Genomic DNA, 18,676 nt, shown 5'->3' on the forward strand with positions numbered 1-18,676 from the left:
CTGATAACTGATAACTGATAACTGATAACTGATAACTGATAACTGATAACTGATAACTGATAACTGATAACTGATAACTGATAACTGATAACTGATAACTGATAACTGATAACTGATAACTGATAACTGATAACTGAATTATGCCTAGTTCTCGCTCTAGTGATAAAATCTCTTTACCTTGGATGATTGGTATTGGCCTCGCTTTATTTACTGCTGGTGGATCCACTGCTTGGTTTGCCGTCCATCACCTATCTTCCTCCCAGAAAACTAGCGAAAACCCGATTGAATCTCCTACTCCGGCGCCGATAAGTCAATCACCAATTGTTGAACCGGTTTCTCCGAATCCGGTGAAGACAAGTCCGACAGCAACTCCTGCAGCTATTCCTATTAGGGAAACTCGACAGGTTTATTGGTTAAAAGTGACCGATACGGGTAATCAATTAGTCAGCAAAGAAATTACCGTTCAAAAAGCTGATAGCCGCGAGGAAGAGTTAACAGCAGTATTGAAGATTCTATTAGCTGGTCCAAGTAATCCTCAGGATATGACTACTATTCCTTCCGGGACTAAATTACTGGATTTAAAAGTAGATAAAACGGGAATTAAGGTTAATCTCTCGCGCGAGTTTGGTAATGATGATGGCCCTGATATGTTAATCGGTCGTTTGGCACAAATCATCTATACTACTACTACCGAGGATCCCAATGCCAAAGTCTGGATTCAAGTGGAAGGAAAACCCCTAGAATTATTAGGAGAAGGCCACGGTATTGAAGTTGCCCAACCGATGACTCGTAAGTTTTTTGAGGAGAATTATCAATTGTAAGTTGTCCGCGCATTTAAATTGTTTGTTGCGATAGCGAATTGAGGTTAACTAGGGGGATTACTGGGGGGATAGGGAAAAAGAATTGGATAGGGAATTTTAATTGCTTCTTGCTGATAGCGTCGGTGTAGGAGTTTAATAAATTCGTGTTTAATGGTGAGATGTTGAAAAAACTCTTCTTCTACCACCTTGAGATAAACTGTTAGCACAATGCTATAGTAATCGAATTTGCGGTAAAGGATCAAGGGTTTATAGTTACCGAGGTGAGGTTGCAATAACTGGGTGATTTCTTGTATAACTTCTAGGGTAACTTTTTCGACTTTTTCTAAGTCACTATCGTAACTAATGCCCACTTCCACGGGAACCAGTAGGGAGTGATCTGGTAAACTATAGTTACGGAAACTAGAAGAAATGATCTGAGCATTGGGAATAACCAAAAGATTATTGGTAATTTCTTCGACTACTGTGCATCTTAAATCCACATCTCGCACATAACCAGCTTCTCCCGTTCTCAGTTCAATATAATCTCCCGGTCTAACTTTTTTAGAAGTGATAATATTAATACCTGACATTAAATTAGCTAGGGTATTTTGGAGAGCTAAACCGAGGGAAACACCCCCAATACCAAAGGCAGTAAGCATCGGAGTTATCGAAATGCCAATCGAGCTTAAAATCAGCAAAAAACCGCAGCTAAAAATCAGAACTTTGGCGAGAAATTCAAATAGGGAAGTTAGGGAAGAAATGCCATCATCTCCCGTGGTATAAAATCGTAATATTTCCACGGATAATTGGGCAATAACCCAAGTAGCTGAAGCTAAAAAAGCCACTAGCAGCAATTTTTTGCTCAGGAGAATTAGGTAAGGAAAGAGGGGAAGATTGGGAAGGGAGAGGGCAATATTTAAACCCAAAAGTCCGAACCAAAGTATGCTTAATCCACGAAGGGAACGTAAAACCCCTTCCGAGAAACGCAGGTTTTTTTCTCTGGCAATCGATAAAAGTTGACTGACAACGCGGTTTTCTACGAGCCATCCCAACAGCAGGAAACTGAGGACGATGGTGATAGGTAGGATAATATAGGGCCAATCTTCCAGTCTGGTTAATAGGTTCATTGCTAGAGGGTTAGAAAAAGATGCACTTTTGTCTTATATTATTCTCCATTTGCCTATCTCTAGCAGCGGCGGTGGAATTTTGGGGCAAAAAGTTGCAAAATGTAAAGAGAAACTCACCTTTCCTTCGGCGGCCTTCGTGAATAGTCAGTTAGTCAAACCAAAATTCGGGCTTTATCGATTCTTAATGGTTATAATCGTGGTTTTTTTGCTGATTAGCACCTTTTTAATCGCTTTTCATCTGGCTAAGATGTCGGATCCCTACATTAAGGAGGTGTTATCCCGACCAGGTAATGTCAGTCGCGGTTACGAAATCTTTCAAATTAACTGTGCTGCTTGTCACGGTCAGTTTGCTGATGGCATCGTCGGACCAAGTTTAGAGGAGGTTTCCCATCGCAAATCGAGAATTAGTCTGATTGAACAGGTAATTAGTGGTAAAACTCCGCCCATGCCCAAATTTCAGCCCGATCCTCAAGCTATGGCCGATTTATTGGTTTATTTAGAAAATCTTTCAAAAAAATGACTCTTGGCTGACATTGATGGTAAGCTAGGACGCGTTGAAACTGGGTGGGGAAGTGGGGGAATGGGGGAATGGGGAATTTCAACTAAAACCCTAACACCCCAAAACCCTAACACCCTAAAACCCCCCGCAAAGCGCACGCAGTGACCACCCCAAAACCCAACCCCTTACCGATGGATAAATTTTACTTATATAGAAAAATTTTGCTTATATTTGGGTACGCTAGTAGAGACACTTAACGATAAATACTTATGTCTTGGCATTCCCAAGTTGAACCGGCAATTATCCAAGGGGATTTCTGGCAAGTTAGCCAGTTTTACGAAGAACTGATAGAAAGAGAACCCCTAGAAATTAGTCATTATTGGTATTTAGGATTAGCCTATCTTTTGGAAGCTAGGGAAGAAGAAGCACAAACCACATGGTTATTCGTCCTCAGTCAAGGGGATGAACAGGAGGTGATGCTGTGGACAGCAGATTTAGTCAATATTTTGGATGGGGAAGCGCGAAGACAGTTAGAGTTAGGCAATTTAGAAACCAGTTGGTTAATTCGAGGACATATTCGCGAGATTAGTCCCGATAATATTGATAATTTGCTGCGGTTTATTTTATTGGCAATTAATTTGAATTATTTCGAGAAAGAGCAGTTAAAAGCTTGGTTATTTGTTGATGTGTTAAAAACAAATAATTTCGAGAGTCTCGAGTCAAGTTTATTAGCAGAAGTTCTCGAAAAATTTCTCGATTCTCAGATACCAGAAATTGTCCCCTACTTAGAGGCAATATTTCAATCTAACTGTCAGCGACAAACTTTTATCAAAGCAGTAGAAGCTAAAGTCCCTTCTCTAGCCATGAATAATAAACCATTGGCTATTGATATTATTAATACTTGTTTAGCAGTAGAACCAGAGCAAATTTATCTGTTAGCTGAACTTTATCAATGTTATTTTGATAATCGAGATTTTCCCGCTGCTATCCAAGTAGCTAGTCAATTAAAAACAAGTTGTCAAGGGTTGCCTTCTCAAGCTGTCGCTGATTTTATTGCTCTTTATGTCAAATTATTTAGTGGTAATTGGGTCGATATTAAGGCAGATGTTGAAGAATATACAGAATCCTTGCAAAAAAGTATCGCTAACCGAGAATGTCCAAGATTATTGGATAAACCATACCTAACAATTTTATCCCCTCTAGTTTACCTAGAAGATAACCCAAGAAAAAACCGTTATATTAGTAATTGTGTAGGTCAACTTTTTCAGGAATATGTTCGCAATAATTCTAACTGTAATTATCAGCAAAAATCGACTATTAAGGATACCAATAAAGTTCTAAAAATTGGCTATATTGCCCATACTTTATATAATCATTCTATTGGATTAATCTCTAGATGGTTAATGAAGTATCATGACTATAATGAGTTTCACGTCTCGTTATACCTAGTATCTCAAAAAGAAGATTTCATCACTGAAAATTGTTTTAAAAATCAGGTAAATGCTTGCTATAACTTACCGATTGATCCTCAAGTAATTGCTGAAAAAATTAGTCAAGATAATATTGATATTTTGGTAGATTTAGACAGTATCACTAATAACACAACTTGTCAAGTCATGGCACTAAAACCCGCACCAATACAAGTAACTTGGTTAGGTTTTGACGCGTCAGGAATTCCAGCAATCGATTACTATCTTGCTGATAATTACGTTTTACCAGCAGATGCACAGGAATATTACCGAGAAAAAATTTGGCGCTTACCTAATTCCTATATTTGTGTGGATGGTGTCGAGGTTGCTTACCCCTCTCTCCGAAGAGATGATTTAGGGATTCCAGAGGATGCAATTAATTACTTAACCGTACAAACGGGGATTAAACGTAACCCTGAAACTATTCGACTTCAGCTACAAGTTTTAAAGGCAGTTCCTAATAGTTATTTGAGTATTCAAGGGTTAAGTGATGCTAAATCAGTAGAAAAATTATTTTTCAAAGTTTCCGAGGAAGAAGGAATTAATTATGAGAGATTAAAAATCTTCCCTCTCTATCCCACAGGAATTTATCGAGCAAATTTAAGAATAGCTGATGTGGTTTTAGATACCTATCCTTTTACGGGAGGAATGACAACTTTAGATGTGCTGTGGATGGGGATTCCTTTGGTGACAAAAGTTGGTCAACAATGGTCATCGAGAAATAGTTATACTTTAATGGTTAATGCGGGAATTAGTGAAGGTATCGCTTGGAGTGATGAGGAGTATATCGATTGGGGAATTAAGTTAGGTAAGGATGAACAGTTGAGACGCAAAGTTATCGCTAAATTAGACGAATCTAGAAAAAATTCACCGATTTGGAATGCACGTCAGTTTACTAAAAATGTGGAAAGCACCTATCGTCAAATGTGGCAAATCTATTGTGAAAGTTAATCAGGGAGAATTAAATCATGTCTTGGCAAAATGAAGTTAAAACCGCTTTAGAAAACAATCAATACGATATTGTTAGTCAGTTTTACGAAGAACTGATAGAAAAAGAAACCACAGAAATTAGTCATTATTGGTATTTAGGATTATCCTATCTTTTACAGGCAAAAGAAGAACAAGCACAAGCTACTTGGTTATTTGTGTTCACTCAAGGAGATGAACAGGAAACTGATTCATGGATGCTAGAATTAAGCAATATTTTAACTACCGAAGCTAACCGACAATTAGAGTTAGAAAATCTAGAAATTAGTTGGTTAATTCGTAAACATCTACAGGAAATTAATCCTAGTTATCTCGATAATTTACTGCATTTAACCCTCGTTGAAATTAAATTAAATAGATTTGATCCTCAACAACTGCAAGAATGGCAAATACTAGAATTAATTACCCAGGGTTCAGTTAACTCTCAATTATTGGAACGGGTAGTAATTGCCGTTATACCTTACGCTCATGAATATACCATAGAATTAGTTCGGTTAAGTTTACCCTATCTTGGCAATTCTCCAGAATTACTTAATTACGTCATCACTGTCACCCGACACTTTGCTTTTGAGAAATATCAACCTACTTATTCCGTTGACTTAGCGGAAGCTTTTCTTCCCCTTTATGCAGAAAATTGGTACTTAGCAGTTAATTTATTTTGGTTTTATGTTGCTGTACCTGACTATGAAAAAGCAATAAGTTTAGTCAATAAGTTGAAAGAAAAAAGTCAAACAATTGATTTAAAAATGTTTAGTCAATCGCTCCTCTTTAGCGGTTCTTTACGAGCCTCAAAATGGAATGATATTCCCAGTATTTGTCAAGATTATAAACACTTAATTCAAGAATTTCTAAAAGAAAAGACTAAAGATATACATCCCTTAGTTCGGGGAGCTTTACTAACAGTCATGAACCCGATTTCTTACTATGAAGATAACCCGAAAGAGAATCGACCGCTTTTAAGTCAGATTGGTAGTTTTTTTCAAGAAACCTACAAAGAAATGCTGGGTTTTCAGGAGGAAAGTTTTGACAAACCTAGAGAATATAATCCTGATAAAAAACTTAAAATTGGTTACATTGCCCAAACCTTAAAACGTCATCCCGTGGGTTTATTGAGTCGTTGGACTATTAATTATCACAATCGTGAACAGTTTGATATTCACCTTTATATGGTGAATCAACCTGTGGATGAAATAACGAAACAATGGTTTTCTAATCCCGCAGATAAAATCTATCATGCTACTGCTGATTCCCTAGCAACCTACCGCAAAATTAAAGAAGATAACATCGATATTCTTGTGGACTTAGATAGTGGTACTGGACCAATGGTTGTCCAAGTTATTGCCTTAAAACCTGCTCCTATTCAAGTTAACTGGTTAGGTTTTGATGGTTCTGGTTTACCCGCAGTAGATTATCTTTTAGCGGATCCTTATGTATTGCCAGAAAATGCCCAAGAATATTATCAAGAAAAAATCTGGTGTTTACCTCATGCTTTTGTCGCTGTGGATGGTTTTGAAATAGCCGTTCCTACCCTGCGAAGAGAAGATTTAGGTATTAATAACGATGCGGTTATTTACCTAAGTTCTCAAACTGCAATTAAGCGTAATCCTGCGATGATTCGCTTACAAATGCAAATCATTAAATCTGTACCTAATAGTTATTTCCTGATTCAAGGAGTTGCTGATGATAATTCCCTCTGGGATTTATTCTGTCAAATTGCCGCAGAAGTTGGGGTAGAAACTAATCGAATTAAGATGCTTCCTCTCTATCAGACGGAAACCTACAGGGCAAATTTAGCCATCGCTGATGTGGTTTTGGACACCTATCCCTTTAATGGTGGTACAACCACCTTAGAAACCCTCTGGATGGGAATTCCTCTCGTGGTTAAAGTGGGGCAACAATGGTCATCCCGTAACGGTTATACTTTAATGATGAATGCGGGAATAACTGAGGGTATAGCTTGGAGTGATGAAGAATATGTGCAGTGGGGAATTAAGTTAGGATTGGATAAAAATTTAAGAGAAGAAGTCCGTTGGAAACTCCGAAAGTCTCGTCATACATCTCCCCTCTGGAATGCCAAACAATTTACCAGAGATTTAGAAACTGCTTATCGGCAAATGTGGAATATTTATTGTCAATCTTAGCGGATAAAAACTATGCAATGGCATCAAGACATACAAACCCATTTAAATGACAACAATTATCAAAGAGTAGTGCAGTTTTATGAACAATTAATTGAAACCAATTCTCTGGTGATTGAGGATTATTTTTATCTAGGATTAGCCTATCTTTTACAAGATAGAGAAGAAGACGCACAAGCTACTTGGTTACTGGTATTGAGTCAAGCAGCCGAATCAGAATTATCGGGGTGGATAGAAACTTTAACTCAAATCTTGGATGCAGAGGCAACCAGACAAGAAAATTCCCAAAGATTAGAGACAAGTTATCTAATTCGATTGCAGCTACAAAATCTTAATCCTAGTTTTTTAAATAATCTCCTGCATCTGATGGAATTAGAAATACAATTCCAAATTTTTGCGATGGAAAAGTTCAATGATTGGTGTGTATTTGAACTGTTAGAAAATACAGCTACAGCAGCAATTAATCTTGATTTACTGCTGCGAGTGACGGAAAAGGTTTTAATCTACCCCTGTACTGATACCATCCACTTTTTAGAATTAGCAGCCTTACATATCAATAATCCAGAAATAATTGCGGCCAAAGTTATCTCAGCAATTGTCAATTATGCTTATCAACAAAAGCAAAGTGTATTTGCCATTAATTTAGTAGAACTTTGTTTGCGCTTTCTACCGGAGGATTTATACCTACAAAATAGTTTGTTTAATCTTTATAAAACCACCACTGTTGACTATAAAAAATCTCTAGAAATTGCCGATAATTTTTATAAAAGTTGCCAGACAACTACTGAAAAGCTCTTGGGAATTTCTCTAGTGATTGGTATTTTACAAGCTAAGGGAGACTGGGGAAATTTACCTAAATTTATCGATGAATTAATACAATTAATCGAGGGACAAATTAATGCCAAACAATTTAATGCACTTCCCTTCATTATCGACTCTATTTTGGGAGTTACTAGCTGTCTTCCCTACTATCAAGATAATCCCAAAATTAATCGCTATTTACAAAGTAAACTAGCAGAAATTTTTCAAGCAGATGTAAGAACCCGCTATAAATATATTGCTCCTGTTTCTTCTCCAAAATCTCCAGCAAGAAAAATAAAAATTGGTTATATTGCCCATACTCTCCGTCGTCATTCTGTGGGTTGGTTAAGTCGCTGGTTATTTCACTATCATAATCGAGATAAATTTGAAATTTACACCTATTTTGTCAACCAAGCAGCAGACGAAATTACTCAAAAATGGTTTAAAAATAACTCAGATTATAGCTATAACTTGCCAGCAAAAATTGAACAAATAACTGCCCAAATTCGTCAAGATAACTTAGATATTCTAGTGGATATTGATAGCTTAACCAATAATACAACTTATCTAGTAATGGCCTTAAAACCAGCACCGATACAAGTAACTTGGTTAGGATTAGATGCGTCGGGAATTCCTGCTATTGATTATTTTATTGCCGATAACTACGTTTTACCCAAAAATGCTGAAGAAATTTATTCAGAAAAAATTATCCGACTTCCTAACTCTTATTTATCCGTGGATGGTTTTGAAGTGGGTGTTCCCACTAGGAGAAGAACTGATTTAAATATTCCCGATGATGCTATTATTTATCTGACCGTGCAATCGGGATTAAAACGCACCTTAAACATGATTTGTCTGCAATTGCAGATTCTCCAACAGGTTCCTAATAGCTATCTTTTAATCAAAGGTTTTGCCGACAAAGAAACCATTCGAGAATTATTTCTCAAAAGTGCCGACAAATTGGGAATTAGTCAAGATAGATTAAGATTTTTGCCCAATGATTTCAATGAGGAAACCCATCGCGCTAATCTAGGAATTGCTGATATAGTTCTCGATACCTATCCCTATAATGGTGCTACCACAACCCTAGAAACCCTCTGGATGGGGATTCCTTTAGTCACTAGGGTTGGTGAACAATTTGCAGCCCGTAATAGCTATACTTTTATGAAAAATGCCGGCATTAGTCAGGGTATAGCTTGGAATGATGAAGAATATGTGCAGTGGGGAATTAAGTTAGGATTAGATGAAAATTTAAGGGAAGAAATCGGTTATCAATTACGTCAATCTCGTCATATATCTACCCTCTGGAATGCCAAAAAATTTACGATAGATATGGAAAAAGCCTACGAACAAATTTGGCAAAATCATCACGATTATTAGGTGATTTATAAGTTAACAAATTTATCGGTAGCCTCAATTAAAGCACTACGAATTCCCACTTCTGTCATCGAATGTCCCGCATCGGGAACAATGATAAATTCCGCTTCCGGCCAAGCTTGATGTAATTCCCAAGCAGAAATCATCGGACAAACAATATCATAACGTCCTTGCACGATAACCGCGGAAATATGGCGGATCTTATCAACATTTTCGATCAGTTGGTTATCCGTTTCTAAAAAACCCTTATTGACAAAATAATGGCATTCAATGCGTGCAAAAGCTTCGGCAAAATTATCCTGACCGAATCTCTCGATTAAATTGTCCGCAGGAATTAATTTGCTGGTACTTCCCTCCCAAATTGACCAAGCTTTGGCAGCTTCTAGACGGATTTGGGGGTTATCGCTAGTCAGGCGCCGATAATAAGCGGCCAGCAAATCTCCCCTTTCTTCCGGGGGAATAGGTGCTAAATAATTCTGCCAAATATCGGGAAAAATATAACTGGTTCCCTCTTGATAAAACCATTTTAATTCTTTTTCTCGCAGTAGAAAAATTCCGCGCAAAATTAAGCCTAAACATCGTTCAGGATGGGTTTGACTGTAGGCTAAAGATAGGGTACTTCCCCAACTACCGCCAAAAACTACCCAGCGCTCGATTTTTAATAATTCTCGTAGTTTTTCGATATCTGCCACTAACAGCCAAGTGTTATTTTCTCTTAACTCAGCGTGAGGGGTACTTTTACCGCAACCCCGTTGATCAAAAAGGACAATTCTCCATTTCTGCGGATCGAAATACTGACGATAAATCCCTTCAATACCACCTCCGGGCCCGCCATGGAGAAATACTACCGGTTTACCCTGGGGATTGCCCACTTCTTCATAATAAATTGTGTGGAGAGCCGATACTTTTAAGTAACCAGTACAATAGGGATCGATCGCCGGATATAATTCTCTAGTCATATTTACAGCCTTTCTCATCAAGATGAAGTCTAACCTAATTTGCCATCTCCCCACACCCCACACCTTTTAAACAGGACCTAGTTTGACTCCCTCGGTCCCACTGGTGTTAGGCCCAGAGAGACCCTAATAGCTAAAGAAACTGCACGATTAGATACCAAAGTCTCTCACAGATAGAAGATAATCAATATTTATCAGTATTGGAAGCCTTCAGCATGGTTCATTTAACGCCCAATCCTAGCTATAGTCTAAGTCTCAAGATAGAAATCCCCAATCAAGCGGGAACCTTCGCTTCTGTCCTCAATGCGATCGCCGATGTGGGGGGGAATTTAGGGCAAATTTCTCTGATCGAACGCAATTTAAAGATTAGCACCCGCGAGATTATGGTTGATGCCGCTAGTACCGACCAAGCGGAACAGATTATCGCTGCGGTTAAAGCTCTACCAGATGTTAAACTTCTGAAAGTTTCCGATCGCACCTTCGATCTCCATCGTCGGGGTAAAATCTCCATTGAGAGTCGTATTCCCCTCACCTCCCAAGATGACCTGGCCATGGCCTACACCCCCGGAGTTGGTCGCATCTGCACCGCTATCGCTCACCAACCCGAACTGGTGTACTCATTGACCATCAAGGGCAACACCGTCGCTGTAGTGACCGATGGTAGCGCGGTATTAGGATTAGGAAATCTCGGGCCAGAGGCTGCCTTGCCAGTCATGGAAGGGAAAGCGATGTTATTCAAGGAATTCGCCGGAATTGATGCTTTTCCCATCTGTTTAGCCACCCAGGACCCCGAAGAAATCATTGCAACCGTCAAAAGAATCGCCCCGGTTTTTGGGGGTATTAACCTAGAGGATATCGGCGCTCCCCGCTGTTTTGAAATCGAGAAACGTCTGCGAGCGGAATTAAATATTCCCGTTTTCCACGATGATCAACACGGTACAGCGATCGTTTCCCTGGCTGCCCTGATTAATGCCCTCAAATTTGTCAAAAAATCGCTTGATACAGTCAAAATCGTCATTAATGGTGCAGGTGCGGCGGGAATCGCCATCGCTACTCTCTTTAAAACCGCAGGAGCCACAGATATAACCCTCTGTGATTCCCTTGGTATCCTCTCCCAAAACCGGGACGATTTAACCCCAGAAAAACAAGCTTGGGCCGTGGCCGCCAGTGGTAAGCTAGGGGATGCTCTCAAAGGCGCTGATGTTTTCTTGGGGGTGAGCGCACCGGGGGTATTGACTCCCGAAATGGTCAAGGGAATGGCTAAAAATGCGATCGTGTTTGCCATGGCTAATCCCATTCCCGAAATTCAACCGGAATTAATCAATGATTTAGTGGCCGTGGTGGCTACCGGACGCAGCGATTATCCCAATCAGATTAACAATGTTCTCGCTTTCCCCGGATTATTTCGCGGGGCCCTGGACTGTCGCGCTAGGGCAATCACCGATAATATGTATCTGGAAGCGGCCAAAGCGATCGCTTCTTTGATCACTCCTGCTAATCTCGATCGAGAGAATATTATTCCCTCGGTTTTTGATGGTCGTGTAGTTACGGCTGTGGCCGCCGCCGTTCAACAGGCTGCTCGTCAAGATGGAGTGGCCGGGGAATAATGTAATTATCGTGCAGGAGGGCAAGTAAACCGTGAAACCGATCGATGATATTCCCGAAGCTTTGCGGGACAACCAGTACACAAAAACTACTAATCCTAATGGTCTCATAGCGATCGCAAGCGGTTTACTTGCTCTGGTGGGAACTGGCATAATTGCCATAGCAGTCTTGAATCGTCCCCCTGCTACCGTAAAAAAACCGGTTATTAACCCCTCCCCCCCCATTAAAGCCACTCCTAGCCCCATTGAGAACATTCTAGGTCATTTACCCTATCAAGAGGCCCCGGAGACGGAATTAGCCCCCATTACTGGGGATGGTGCTATGCGTTTAAGGAAACCGGCAGCCAAGGCTTTTATCGAGATGCAGAGTGACGCGAGAAGGTCGGGGGTGATTTTAATGCCGATTTCCGCATTTCGATCAAAAGCAACCCAAGAAAAGCTCTTTTTTGAAGTTAAAAAACAACGCAATCAGCAAACCCGCAAACGAGCAGAAGTGAGCGCACCTCCGGGTTACAGCGAACATCATACCGGTTATGCGATCGATATTGGCGATGGTCGCGCTCCCGCAACGAATTTAAGTAGCAGTTTTGCTAATACTGCCGCTTTTCGTTGGTTGCAAAATAACGCTGCCCAGTATAGTTTCGAGTTATCTTTCCCCGAAAATAATCCCCAGGGTATTAATTATGAACCCTGGCACTGGCGTTTTGTCGGGGATAGTCACAGTTTAGAAACTTTTTATAAGGCCCAACAATTAGGAAAACAAAAATAAGATAACCTTATCGGCGATCGATGGCATTTTCTGGAATTAATTACTAAAATAGGATTATATTGTATTGTGAGTGTTTCTAATATGTCCAAGCCGGTAGAATACTTAACAAATGAGCAAGGGGAACGAGTTGGGGTTTTATTAGACTGGAACACCTATTCTCGATTTGCCAATTCATTAGGACTCGATGAAGATTGTTTGATGGGTTTGAGTGTGGATGAATTAAAAGCGCTGGCAAGTTGTCAATTGTCCCTCGTAGAGCAAACCCGTTTAGATGATTTAGTGACGAGAAATGCAGAATCTTTACTCTGCGCTGATGAAGTAGCTGAGTTAGATGAGTTGTTGGCAAAAACAGATCAATTAACAATTCTTAAAACTCGTGCCAGATATACGCTAAAGTGCTTGGAACAAGGTACGACGGCAGCGTGAGTGTTTATATTCGGATGGGGTTTTCCCGGTCTGACAGGAGAGAGGGATGCAGAAACTCCGATTCTATCTTGTAGGTCATGAACAAATCTTCTTAGCCTACAATTAAAAATAAGCAAGGTAGGGTTGATTCATAGTAGGGTTGATTCATGAATCAACCCTACCCCTGCTAGGGGTTGGGGGGTTGCCTTTTTCCTCGTCTCAACAGGTAATTTAAATACTTGACAGCATCAATGATTGACTGGACTCCCTATCTCAAATCAATCTCGGACTCGGAAAAGTACGCCCAGTGGGAGACATTTTACACCCTCACGGACGTAGAGGGAAAAACACGCCCGTCGAAAACTGCACCTTTAATGGATTTGCAGGTGCAGACGATTGAAAAAGAACCACAAAACCCACAAGAAAGAGCAGAAAGACCAGAAAAACCCGAAAAAGTTTTAAAACTTTTACGCAAGTATGCGACTAATCACGTTCTTTTAAAAGGTCGTCCCGGTTCAGGAAAATCGACCGCTTTAGCCAGATTATTATTAGAAGAATCTGTAGGAGCGCAAAGCTTGCACCCAAATCAACAAAATCAAGCTAAAATCATTCAAATTCCCATTCTCATCGAATTACGCTTGTATGAAACCTCAATTCTTGATTTAATTTTACAATTCCTGAAACGCCATAAATTAATTATTGATAGTAATACCCTAGAAAGTTGGCTGTTAGAAAATCAGAATTTTAGACCATTATTATTATTTGATGGTATCAATGAATTGCCCTCAGATACTGCGCGACAGAATTTAAAAAACTTTCGCCAGCAGTATGCAGAAATTTCGATGATTTTCACCACAAGGGATTTAGGCAGCGACGACTTAAACATTGAAAAAAAGCTGGAAATGCTCCCCCTGACTGAACCACAGATGCGGGATTTTGTCAAGGCCTATTTGCCTGAAAAAGGCGAAGAAATGCTTAAACAGTTGGGAAATCGTCTCAAGGAATTGGGAGAAACTCCCCTGCTTTTGTGGATGCTTTGTTCAGTTTTTGATAATAATCAGAACAAAATTCCTGCTAATTTGGGCTTAGTTTTCCAGATTTTTACAGGAATTTATGACAAGAAATTAAAAGCAGATGTTCCTACTTACCAAGAATCGCGGGATTGGTGGCGAGAATTGCTGCAAGTGTTAGCGTGGAAAATGACCCAAGGGGAGTCAAAAACAGAGATTCAGGTGGCTATTTCCCGAACAGAAGCAGAGGAAGAATTAAGCAAATTTATCAAAAATAAAGGATTCCCAGAATATTACAGTAAGCAGTGGTTAAAGGATTTATTGAAATATCATCTAATTCACCTAGAAGGTAATGATAAAATTGCTTTTCGCCACCAACTCATCCAAGAGTATTACACGGCTGAGGAATTAAAGAAAAAGTTACCCCATCTCAGGGATGAGCAGTTACAGTGGGACTATTTGAATTATCTCAAATGGACGGAACCTATGGCGTTGCTGCTGGGGTTATTGGATAATGAAACCCAAGCAAAACGGGTGGTTAAATTAGGTTTAGAGATTGATTTAAAATTAGGAGCGAGGTTAGCAGGAGAAGTCAACTTTAAGTTTCAAAAGCAGACAGTGGGGTTAGTGCTTGGGTTGGATGTGCCGAAACAGTTTAAGGTGGAGTTATTGGGATTAACAAAGTCTAATCAAGTTGTTAATCAGTTAAGTCAAGCTTTAGAAGACTCTGATGGGGTTGTTCGTGGGAACGCAGCCGCGGCTTTGGGTGAAATTGGCTCAGAAACAGCCATTGCGGGGTTACTCAAGGCTTTAGAAGACTCTGATGGGGTTGTTCGTGGGAACGCAGCCGCGGCTTTGGGTAAGATTGGTTCAGAAACAGCCATTCCGGGGTTACTCAAGGCTTTAGAAGACTCTGATAGGTTTGTTCGTAGTGACGCAGCCGAGGCTTTGGGTAATATTAGCTCAGAAACAGCCATTCCGGGATTACTCAAGGCTTTAGAACACTCTGATGAGCATGTTAGTTGGAACGCAGCCTTCGCTTTGGGTAAGATTGGCTCGGAAGCAGCCATTCCGGAGTTACTCAAGGCTTTAGAAGACTCTTATGGTTCTGTTCGTGAGAACGCAGCCGAGGCTTTGGCTAAGATTGGCTCAGAAACAGCCATTGCGGAGTTACTCAAGGCTTTAGAACACTCTGATGAGAATGTTCGTCGGAAGGCAGCCTTAGCTTTGGCTAAGATTGGCTCAGAAACAGCCATTGCGGAGTTACTCAAGGCTTTAGAACACTCTGATGAGAATGTTCGTAGTGACGCAGCCGAGGCTTTGGGTAAAATTGGCTCAGAAACAGCCATTGCGGGGTTACTCAAGGCTTTAGAAGACTCTGATAAGGATGTTCGTGGGAACGCAGCCGAGGCTTTGGGTAAAATTGGCTCAGAAACAGCCATTCCGGGGTTACTCAAGGCTTTAGAACACTCTGATTGGTATGTTCGTTGGAACGCAGCCGAGGCTTTGGGTAAGATTGGCTCGGAAAAAGCCATTCCGGGGTTACTCAAGGCTTTAGACGACTCTGATTGGTATGTTCAGGAGGCAGCCTTCGCTTTGGGTAAGATTGGCTCAGAAACAGCCATTCCGGGGTTACTCAAGGCTTTAGAACACTCTGATTGGTATGTTCGTTGGAACGCAGCCGAGGCTTTGGGTAAGATTGGCTCGGAAAAAGCCATTCCGGGGTTACTCAAGGCTTTAGAACACTTTGATGGGTTTGTTCGTAGGGAGGCAGCCGCGGCTTTGGGTAAGATTGGTTCAGAAACAGCCATTCCGGGGTTACTCAAGGCTTTAGAAGACTCTGATAGGTTTGTTCGTAGTGACGCAGCCGAGGCTTTGGCTAAGATTGGCTCAGAAACAGCCATTGCGGGGTTACTCAAGGCTTTAGAAGACTCTGATAAGGATGTTCGTGGGAACGCAGCCGAGGCTTTGGGTAAAATTGGCTCAGAAACAGCCATTCCGGGGTTACTCAAGGCTTTAAAAGACTCTAATAGTGCTGTTCGTTCGAATGCAGCCTTCGCTTTGGGTAAGATTAGCTCAGAAACAGCGATGACTGAACTTATCAAATGCCTGAAAAATCCTGATTTTGTCACATTAAATAATGGCTATACTCTCTCTCAAGCTAGAAAAGCACTAGACACAATTCAAAACAAACTTAAATACTATCACCCCCTCCCTGAATCTATTTCTTACTCCACTCAATCCCCAACCTCTGAAACCTCATCTATTACCTATGATTTCAGAGGAGCTACTATTGGCAATTTAGCTCATAATGTGCAAGGAAACCAACAGAATTATCCCCAGCAACCTAATAACAATAACCCAGAGAAAAAATAACATGGTTCAGCAACTTAATAACACCCAAATCGCCATCAATACTTTATTGAATAAACTCAACGATTCTCTCCCCCAGATCCGCGCTAAAGCTGCCGAAGCCTTGGGCAAAATTGGCAATAGCAGCCTTGCCGACACCTTAGTATCCCATTTAATAGGAGAAAATGATCTTAATGTTCGCCTAAATCTGATTCGAGCTTTAGGAGAAATTGGCAATGAATCCGCAATTCCTTATCTAGCTTCCTGCTTATCTGATACTAATCCCGATATTCGGATAATCACGGCGGAATCTCTCGGAAAAATTGGTGGTGAAAAAGCAATATCCTATCTCATTCAATCCCTACAAGATACGGAAGTAAAAGTTCGTGTCACAGCCACAATTGCTTTGGGTGAAATTGGACTAGAAGATGTTATTCCTGATCTAGTAAATGTTTGTTACGATGAAGATGATAGCGTTCGTTTCAGTGCTGTTGATGCCCTCGGTAAAATTGGCTCTCGTTATGCAGTAAACTGATATGAAATTGAGTACAGAATCCCTCGATTTAATTATCAGAACTCTTGCCAAAAGACTATTCACAGACAAGAACCCAAGTATTCGGATTAAAGCCGCTCAATCCTTATTTTGATCCCCCTAAATCCCTCTTTCTAAGGGGGACTTGAATTCGACGTATCGCTTTCATTCAGAGAAATGGTGTCAGTTTTGCCATTATGGATGCTATAATTCTCATCAGTAATCCTCAATCTTTTAATCCTATGTCAGAAACTCCTAAATATGACCTTCGTGGAGCAAATATTGCTAACTTTGCCGATACGGTGCAAGGAGATCAAAAAGCCGTTCAACATAATTACGCCACACCCCAAAATTTAGCCGAAGCCGCCCAAGAAATCCAACAACTTATCAGCCAAATCACCCAAACTTATCCCACTAATACCGAAATTGAAAAACAAACTTTTGTCGCACAAGTTGACGCAGAAATCAAGAAAAATTTTCGCCTAAGAAACATTTTAATCACGGGAGGAATTGAATTAATTAAAATTCTCTGTCCTCCCCTCGGTATTCCGATTGAAATGGGTAAAAAATGGCTAGAAACTGCTAATTTAAGTGATTAAATAAAGCATCTCAATCTTATTAGTTAGAAACGATTAAATCGGAATTATTCCATGATCAACATGATTTAAATCTATCAATTGTATAGATCGATCACCTCAAATGCTTGGGAATCGTTAATTCGATAAAAGAAAAAATCGGAATCGAAGGTTAAAATTAGTTTGATTTTTAAATTCTCAGCCGTTACTACTAAAGTCGCATCAGCTAAATCCATTGGGCGATCTTTATATTTTTCCATCAGTGACAGTAATCGAGGATAATCTTTTTCTTCGATCGAGGCTAACCGTACCATTTTCTTCAATAGCAATTTACCGAGTTGAGCTTGCATCGACCATCCCCCACGTTTCAAGCAGAGATACATGGATTCAGTAAAACAAGACCAAGTTGTTATTAGATAAGAGGACTCATTCTCGATAAAAATTTTAACTGCTTGATGTCGTGGTTGAGATTTATCTACCGAACAGAATAAAGGAACAGTATCGCACAGTATCATAGGATCAATCCCTGTTGTTTATATTTATCCATCAAAATATTTTCATAGTCCTTTTCGCTAATTTCAGAGCCAGTCAATGCCATTTCTTCAACTTCTTGAAACCATTTATAGCGGTAAGCGCTTGAGTGAGATACAGACCAAGCCTTGCCTAGCATGGTTTATAGCTCGTGACACTGTACCTCATACGACTGCACACCGCTATAGTCCATTTTTCTTTTAAGTCCTCTCTCCGATAGGCTTCAATTTCTGCGGCGATATCTTTTTCGGTAATATCCTGAACGCCGGCTAAGGATTGAGTTTTATCAAAGAGTTCTTTAACTTTTTTGCTTAAAGTCTGACGGTTTTATTTGTCCGCTAAATTTAACAAAGCGTCTTTTAATAAATCTTCAATGCTGTTATAGTTTCCTGTCGCTAATTGAGAGTTAATTAATTGTTCTAATTCGGGATTTAAGGTAATATTCATGGTAAAATAAACTCGGTATAATTCGGTGGATATTATGATGGTTCGTGAACGATATTATCGATAAACTCTTCTTTTTCTTCTTCCGTCATGGTATCCCAATTATAGCCTCGTTCTTTGGCTACGATTCGAGCTTTGCCAATGGCGTAGTGACATAGGTAATTGCTGACAGGGGGACAAGAAGGCTGAAATCCATATAGCATAAGCTTTTCATGGTTTTAGCTCGAAAAAGTTCGCCGCACCATCTCTCACTTATTAATAATAATTCCTAGTAAGCTCGCTCCTATCCCTAATTCTTTC

General features: G+C 40.1%; 17 protein-coding genes. 11 read left to right on the forward strand and 6 right to left on the reverse strand.

Translation table 11 applies throughout. From position 1 onward, the window contains the following. The first annotated feature begins 140 nt into the window (after positions 1 to 140). Positions 141 to 821: a GerMN domain-containing protein gene (locus IM485_RS08085; RefSeq protein WP_104396859.1), complete on the forward strand. Its 681-nt coding sequence runs from the start codon at positions 141 to 143 to the stop codon at positions 819 to 821. Positions 822 to 865: 44 nt separating this feature from the next. Here IM485_RS08085 and IM485_RS08090 read toward each other — a convergent pair whose 3' ends face one another. Next, the gene (locus tag IM485_RS08090) at positions 866 to 1,927 is read right to left on the reverse strand and encodes a mechanosensitive ion channel family protein (protein WP_287742351.1); all 1,062 of its coding nucleotides are present in this window, start codon (positions 1,925 to 1,927) and stop codon (positions 866 to 868) included. Between the two features lie 28 nt (positions 1,928 to 1,955). On the opposite strand from IM485_RS08090, the gene IM485_RS08095 reads away from it, so the two are divergent. From IM485_RS08095 to IM485_RS08110, 4 genes are all read left to right on the forward strand, one after another. Then, positions 1,956 to 2,447: a c-type cytochrome gene (locus IM485_RS08095; protein WP_409817337.1), complete on the forward strand. Its 492-nt coding sequence runs from the start codon at positions 1,956 to 1,958 to the stop codon at positions 2,445 to 2,447. 248 nt (positions 2,448 to 2,695) lie between these two features. Further along, a complete protein-coding gene (locus IM485_RS08100; protein WP_287742353.1) occupies positions 2,696 to 4,846 on the forward strand; it encodes an O-linked N-acetylglucosamine transferase, SPINDLY family protein in 2,151 nt (716 codons plus the stop codon). 17 nt (positions 4,847 to 4,863) lie between these two features. Beyond that, positions 4,864 to 7,023: an O-linked N-acetylglucosamine transferase, SPINDLY family protein gene (locus tag IM485_RS08105; protein ID WP_287742355.1), complete on the forward strand. Its 2,160-nt coding sequence runs from the start codon at positions 4,864 to 4,866 to the stop codon at positions 7,021 to 7,023. A gap of 12 nt (positions 7,024 to 7,035) precedes the next feature. Next, positions 7,036 to 9,201 carry an O-linked N-acetylglucosamine transferase, SPINDLY family protein gene (locus IM485_RS08110; RefSeq protein WP_287742357.1) on the forward strand — a complete coding sequence of 722 codons (2,166 nt, stop codon included), beginning with the start codon at positions 7,036 to 7,038 and terminating at the stop codon, positions 9,199 to 9,201. 5 nt (positions 9,202 to 9,206) lie between these two features. On the opposite strand, the gene pip is transcribed toward IM485_RS08110, so the two are convergent. Then, positions 9,207 to 10,157, reverse strand: coding sequence for a prolyl aminopeptidase (gene pip, locus IM485_RS08115; RefSeq protein ID WP_287742359.1), 951 nt, complete (start codon positions 10,155 to 10,157; stop codon positions 9,207 to 9,209). Positions 10,158 to 10,369: 212 nt separating this feature from the next. On the opposite strand from pip, the gene IM485_RS08120 reads away from it, so the two are divergent. From IM485_RS08120 to IM485_RS08145, 6 genes are all read left to right on the forward strand, one after another. Next, positions 10,370 to 11,761 carry an NAD-dependent malic enzyme gene (locus IM485_RS08120; RefSeq protein WP_287742361.1) on the forward strand — a complete coding sequence of 464 codons (1,392 nt, stop codon included), beginning with the start codon at positions 10,370 to 10,372 and terminating at the stop codon, positions 11,759 to 11,761. A gap of 31 nt (positions 11,762 to 11,792) precedes the next feature. Beyond that, the gene (locus tag IM485_RS08125; protein WP_287742363.1) at positions 11,793 to 12,527 is read left to right on the forward strand and encodes a M15 family metallopeptidase; all 735 of its coding nucleotides are present in this window, start codon (positions 11,793 to 11,795) and stop codon (positions 12,525 to 12,527) included. Positions 12,528 to 12,608: 81 nt separating this feature from the next. After that, entirely contained in the window at positions 12,609 to 12,953 is a 345-nt protein-coding gene (locus tag IM485_RS08130; RefSeq protein ID WP_002790843.1) for a hypothetical protein, read from the forward strand. 230 nt (positions 12,954 to 13,183) lie between these two features. Beyond that, the gene (locus IM485_RS08135; RefSeq protein ID WP_287742366.1) at positions 13,184 to 16,318 is read left to right on the forward strand and encodes a HEAT repeat domain-containing protein; all 3,135 of its coding nucleotides are present in this window, start codon (positions 13,184 to 13,186) and stop codon (positions 16,316 to 16,318) included. A gap of 1 nt (position 16,319) precedes the next feature. Beyond that, on the forward strand, positions 16,320 to 16,829 hold the full coding sequence (locus IM485_RS08140) for a HEAT repeat domain-containing protein (RefSeq protein ID WP_002782678.1): 510 nt from the start codon (positions 16,320 to 16,322) through the stop codon (positions 16,827 to 16,829). 194 nt (positions 16,830 to 17,023) lie between these two features. Further along, positions 17,024 to 17,425 (forward strand): hypothetical protein, encoded by a 402-nt coding sequence (locus IM485_RS08145; protein WP_104396865.1) that lies wholly within the window; start codon positions 17,024 to 17,026, stop codon positions 17,423 to 17,425. A 74-nt stretch (positions 17,426 to 17,499) separates the two neighbouring features. Here IM485_RS08145 and IM485_RS08150 read toward each other — a convergent pair whose 3' ends face one another. The 4 genes from IM485_RS08150 to IM485_RS08160 form a co-directional block, all read right to left on the reverse strand. Next, the gene (locus IM485_RS08150; protein ID WP_046663010.1) at positions 17,500 to 17,916 is read right to left on the reverse strand and encodes a type II toxin-antitoxin system VapC family toxin; all 417 of its coding nucleotides are present in this window, start codon (positions 17,914 to 17,916) and stop codon (positions 17,500 to 17,502) included. Further along, a complete protein-coding gene (locus tag IM485_RS08155) occupies positions 17,913 to 18,071 on the reverse strand; it encodes a hypothetical protein (protein WP_238142016.1) in 159 nt (52 codons plus the stop codon). The genes IM485_RS08150 and IM485_RS08155 overlap by 4 nt, the downstream gene beginning before the upstream one ends. A gap of 188 nt (positions 18,072 to 18,259) precedes the next feature. Continuing rightward, positions 18,260 to 18,379: a ribbon-helix-helix domain-containing protein gene (locus IM485_RS22930; protein WP_416209698.1), complete on the reverse strand. Its 120-nt coding sequence runs from the start codon at positions 18,377 to 18,379 to the stop codon at positions 18,260 to 18,262. A 32-nt stretch (positions 18,380 to 18,411) separates the two neighbouring features. After that, the gene (locus tag IM485_RS08160; protein WP_192575997.1) at positions 18,412 to 18,579 is read right to left on the reverse strand and encodes a hypothetical protein; all 168 of its coding nucleotides are present in this window, start codon (positions 18,577 to 18,579) and stop codon (positions 18,412 to 18,414) included. Positions 18,580 to 18,676 lie beyond the last annotated feature (97 nt).

The sequence above is a fragment of the Microcystis sp. M169S2 genome (assembly GCF_020245865.1).
Taxonomy (GTDB): Bacteria; Cyanobacteriota; Cyanobacteriia; order Cyanobacteriales; family Microcystaceae; genus Microcystis; species Microcystis ichthyoblabe_A.

Excerpts from the sequence above, each read along its gene's own strand:
- IM485_RS08085 (WP_104396859.1), top strand. The coding sequence starts at position 141 with ATGCCTAGTTCTCGCTCTAGTGATAAAATCTCTTTACCTTGGATGATT.
- IM485_RS08090 (WP_287742351.1), bottom strand. The coding sequence starts at position 1,927 with ATGAACCTATTAACCAGACTGGAAGATTGGCCCTATATTATCCTACCT.
- IM485_RS08100 (WP_287742353.1), top strand. The coding sequence starts at position 2,696 with ATGTCTTGGCATTCCCAAGTTGAACCGGCAATTATCCAAGGGGATTTC.
- IM485_RS08105 (WP_287742355.1), top strand. The coding sequence starts at position 4,864 with ATGTCTTGGCAAAATGAAGTTAAAACCGCTTTAGAAAACAATCAATAC.
- IM485_RS08110 (WP_287742357.1), top strand. The coding sequence starts at position 7,036 with ATGCAATGGCATCAAGACATACAAACCCATTTAAATGACAACAATTAT.
- pip (WP_287742359.1), bottom strand. The coding sequence starts at position 10,157 with ATGACTAGAGAATTATATCCGGCGATCGATCCCTATTGTACTGGTTAC.
- IM485_RS08120 (WP_287742361.1), top strand. The coding sequence starts at position 10,370 with ATGGTTCATTTAACGCCCAATCCTAGCTATAGTCTAAGTCTCAAGATA.
- IM485_RS08130 (WP_002790843.1), top strand. The coding sequence starts at position 12,609 with ATGTCCAAGCCGGTAGAATACTTAACAAATGAGCAAGGGGAACGAGTT.
- IM485_RS08135 (WP_287742366.1), top strand. The coding sequence starts at position 13,184 with ATGATTGACTGGACTCCCTATCTCAAATCAATCTCGGACTCGGAAAAG.
- IM485_RS08140 (WP_002782678.1), top strand. The coding sequence starts at position 16,320 with ATGGTTCAGCAACTTAATAACACCCAAATCGCCATCAATACTTTATTG.
- IM485_RS08145 (WP_104396865.1), top strand. The coding sequence starts at position 17,024 with ATGGATGCTATAATTCTCATCAGTAATCCTCAATCTTTTAATCCTATG.
- IM485_RS08150 (WP_046663010.1), bottom strand. The coding sequence starts at position 17,916 with ATGATACTGTGCGATACTGTTCCTTTATTCTGTTCGGTAGATAAATCT.
- IM485_RS08155 (WP_238142016.1), bottom strand. The coding sequence starts at position 18,071 with ATGCTAGGCAAGGCTTGGTCTGTATCTCACTCAAGCGCTTACCGCTAT.
- IM485_RS22930 (WP_416209698.1), bottom strand. The coding sequence starts at position 18,379 with ATGAATATTACCTTAAATCCCGAATTAGAACAATTAATTAACTCTCAA.
- IM485_RS08160 (WP_192575997.1), bottom strand. The coding sequence starts at position 18,579 with ATGCTATATGGATTTCAGCCTTCTTGTCCCCCTGTCAGCAATTACCTA.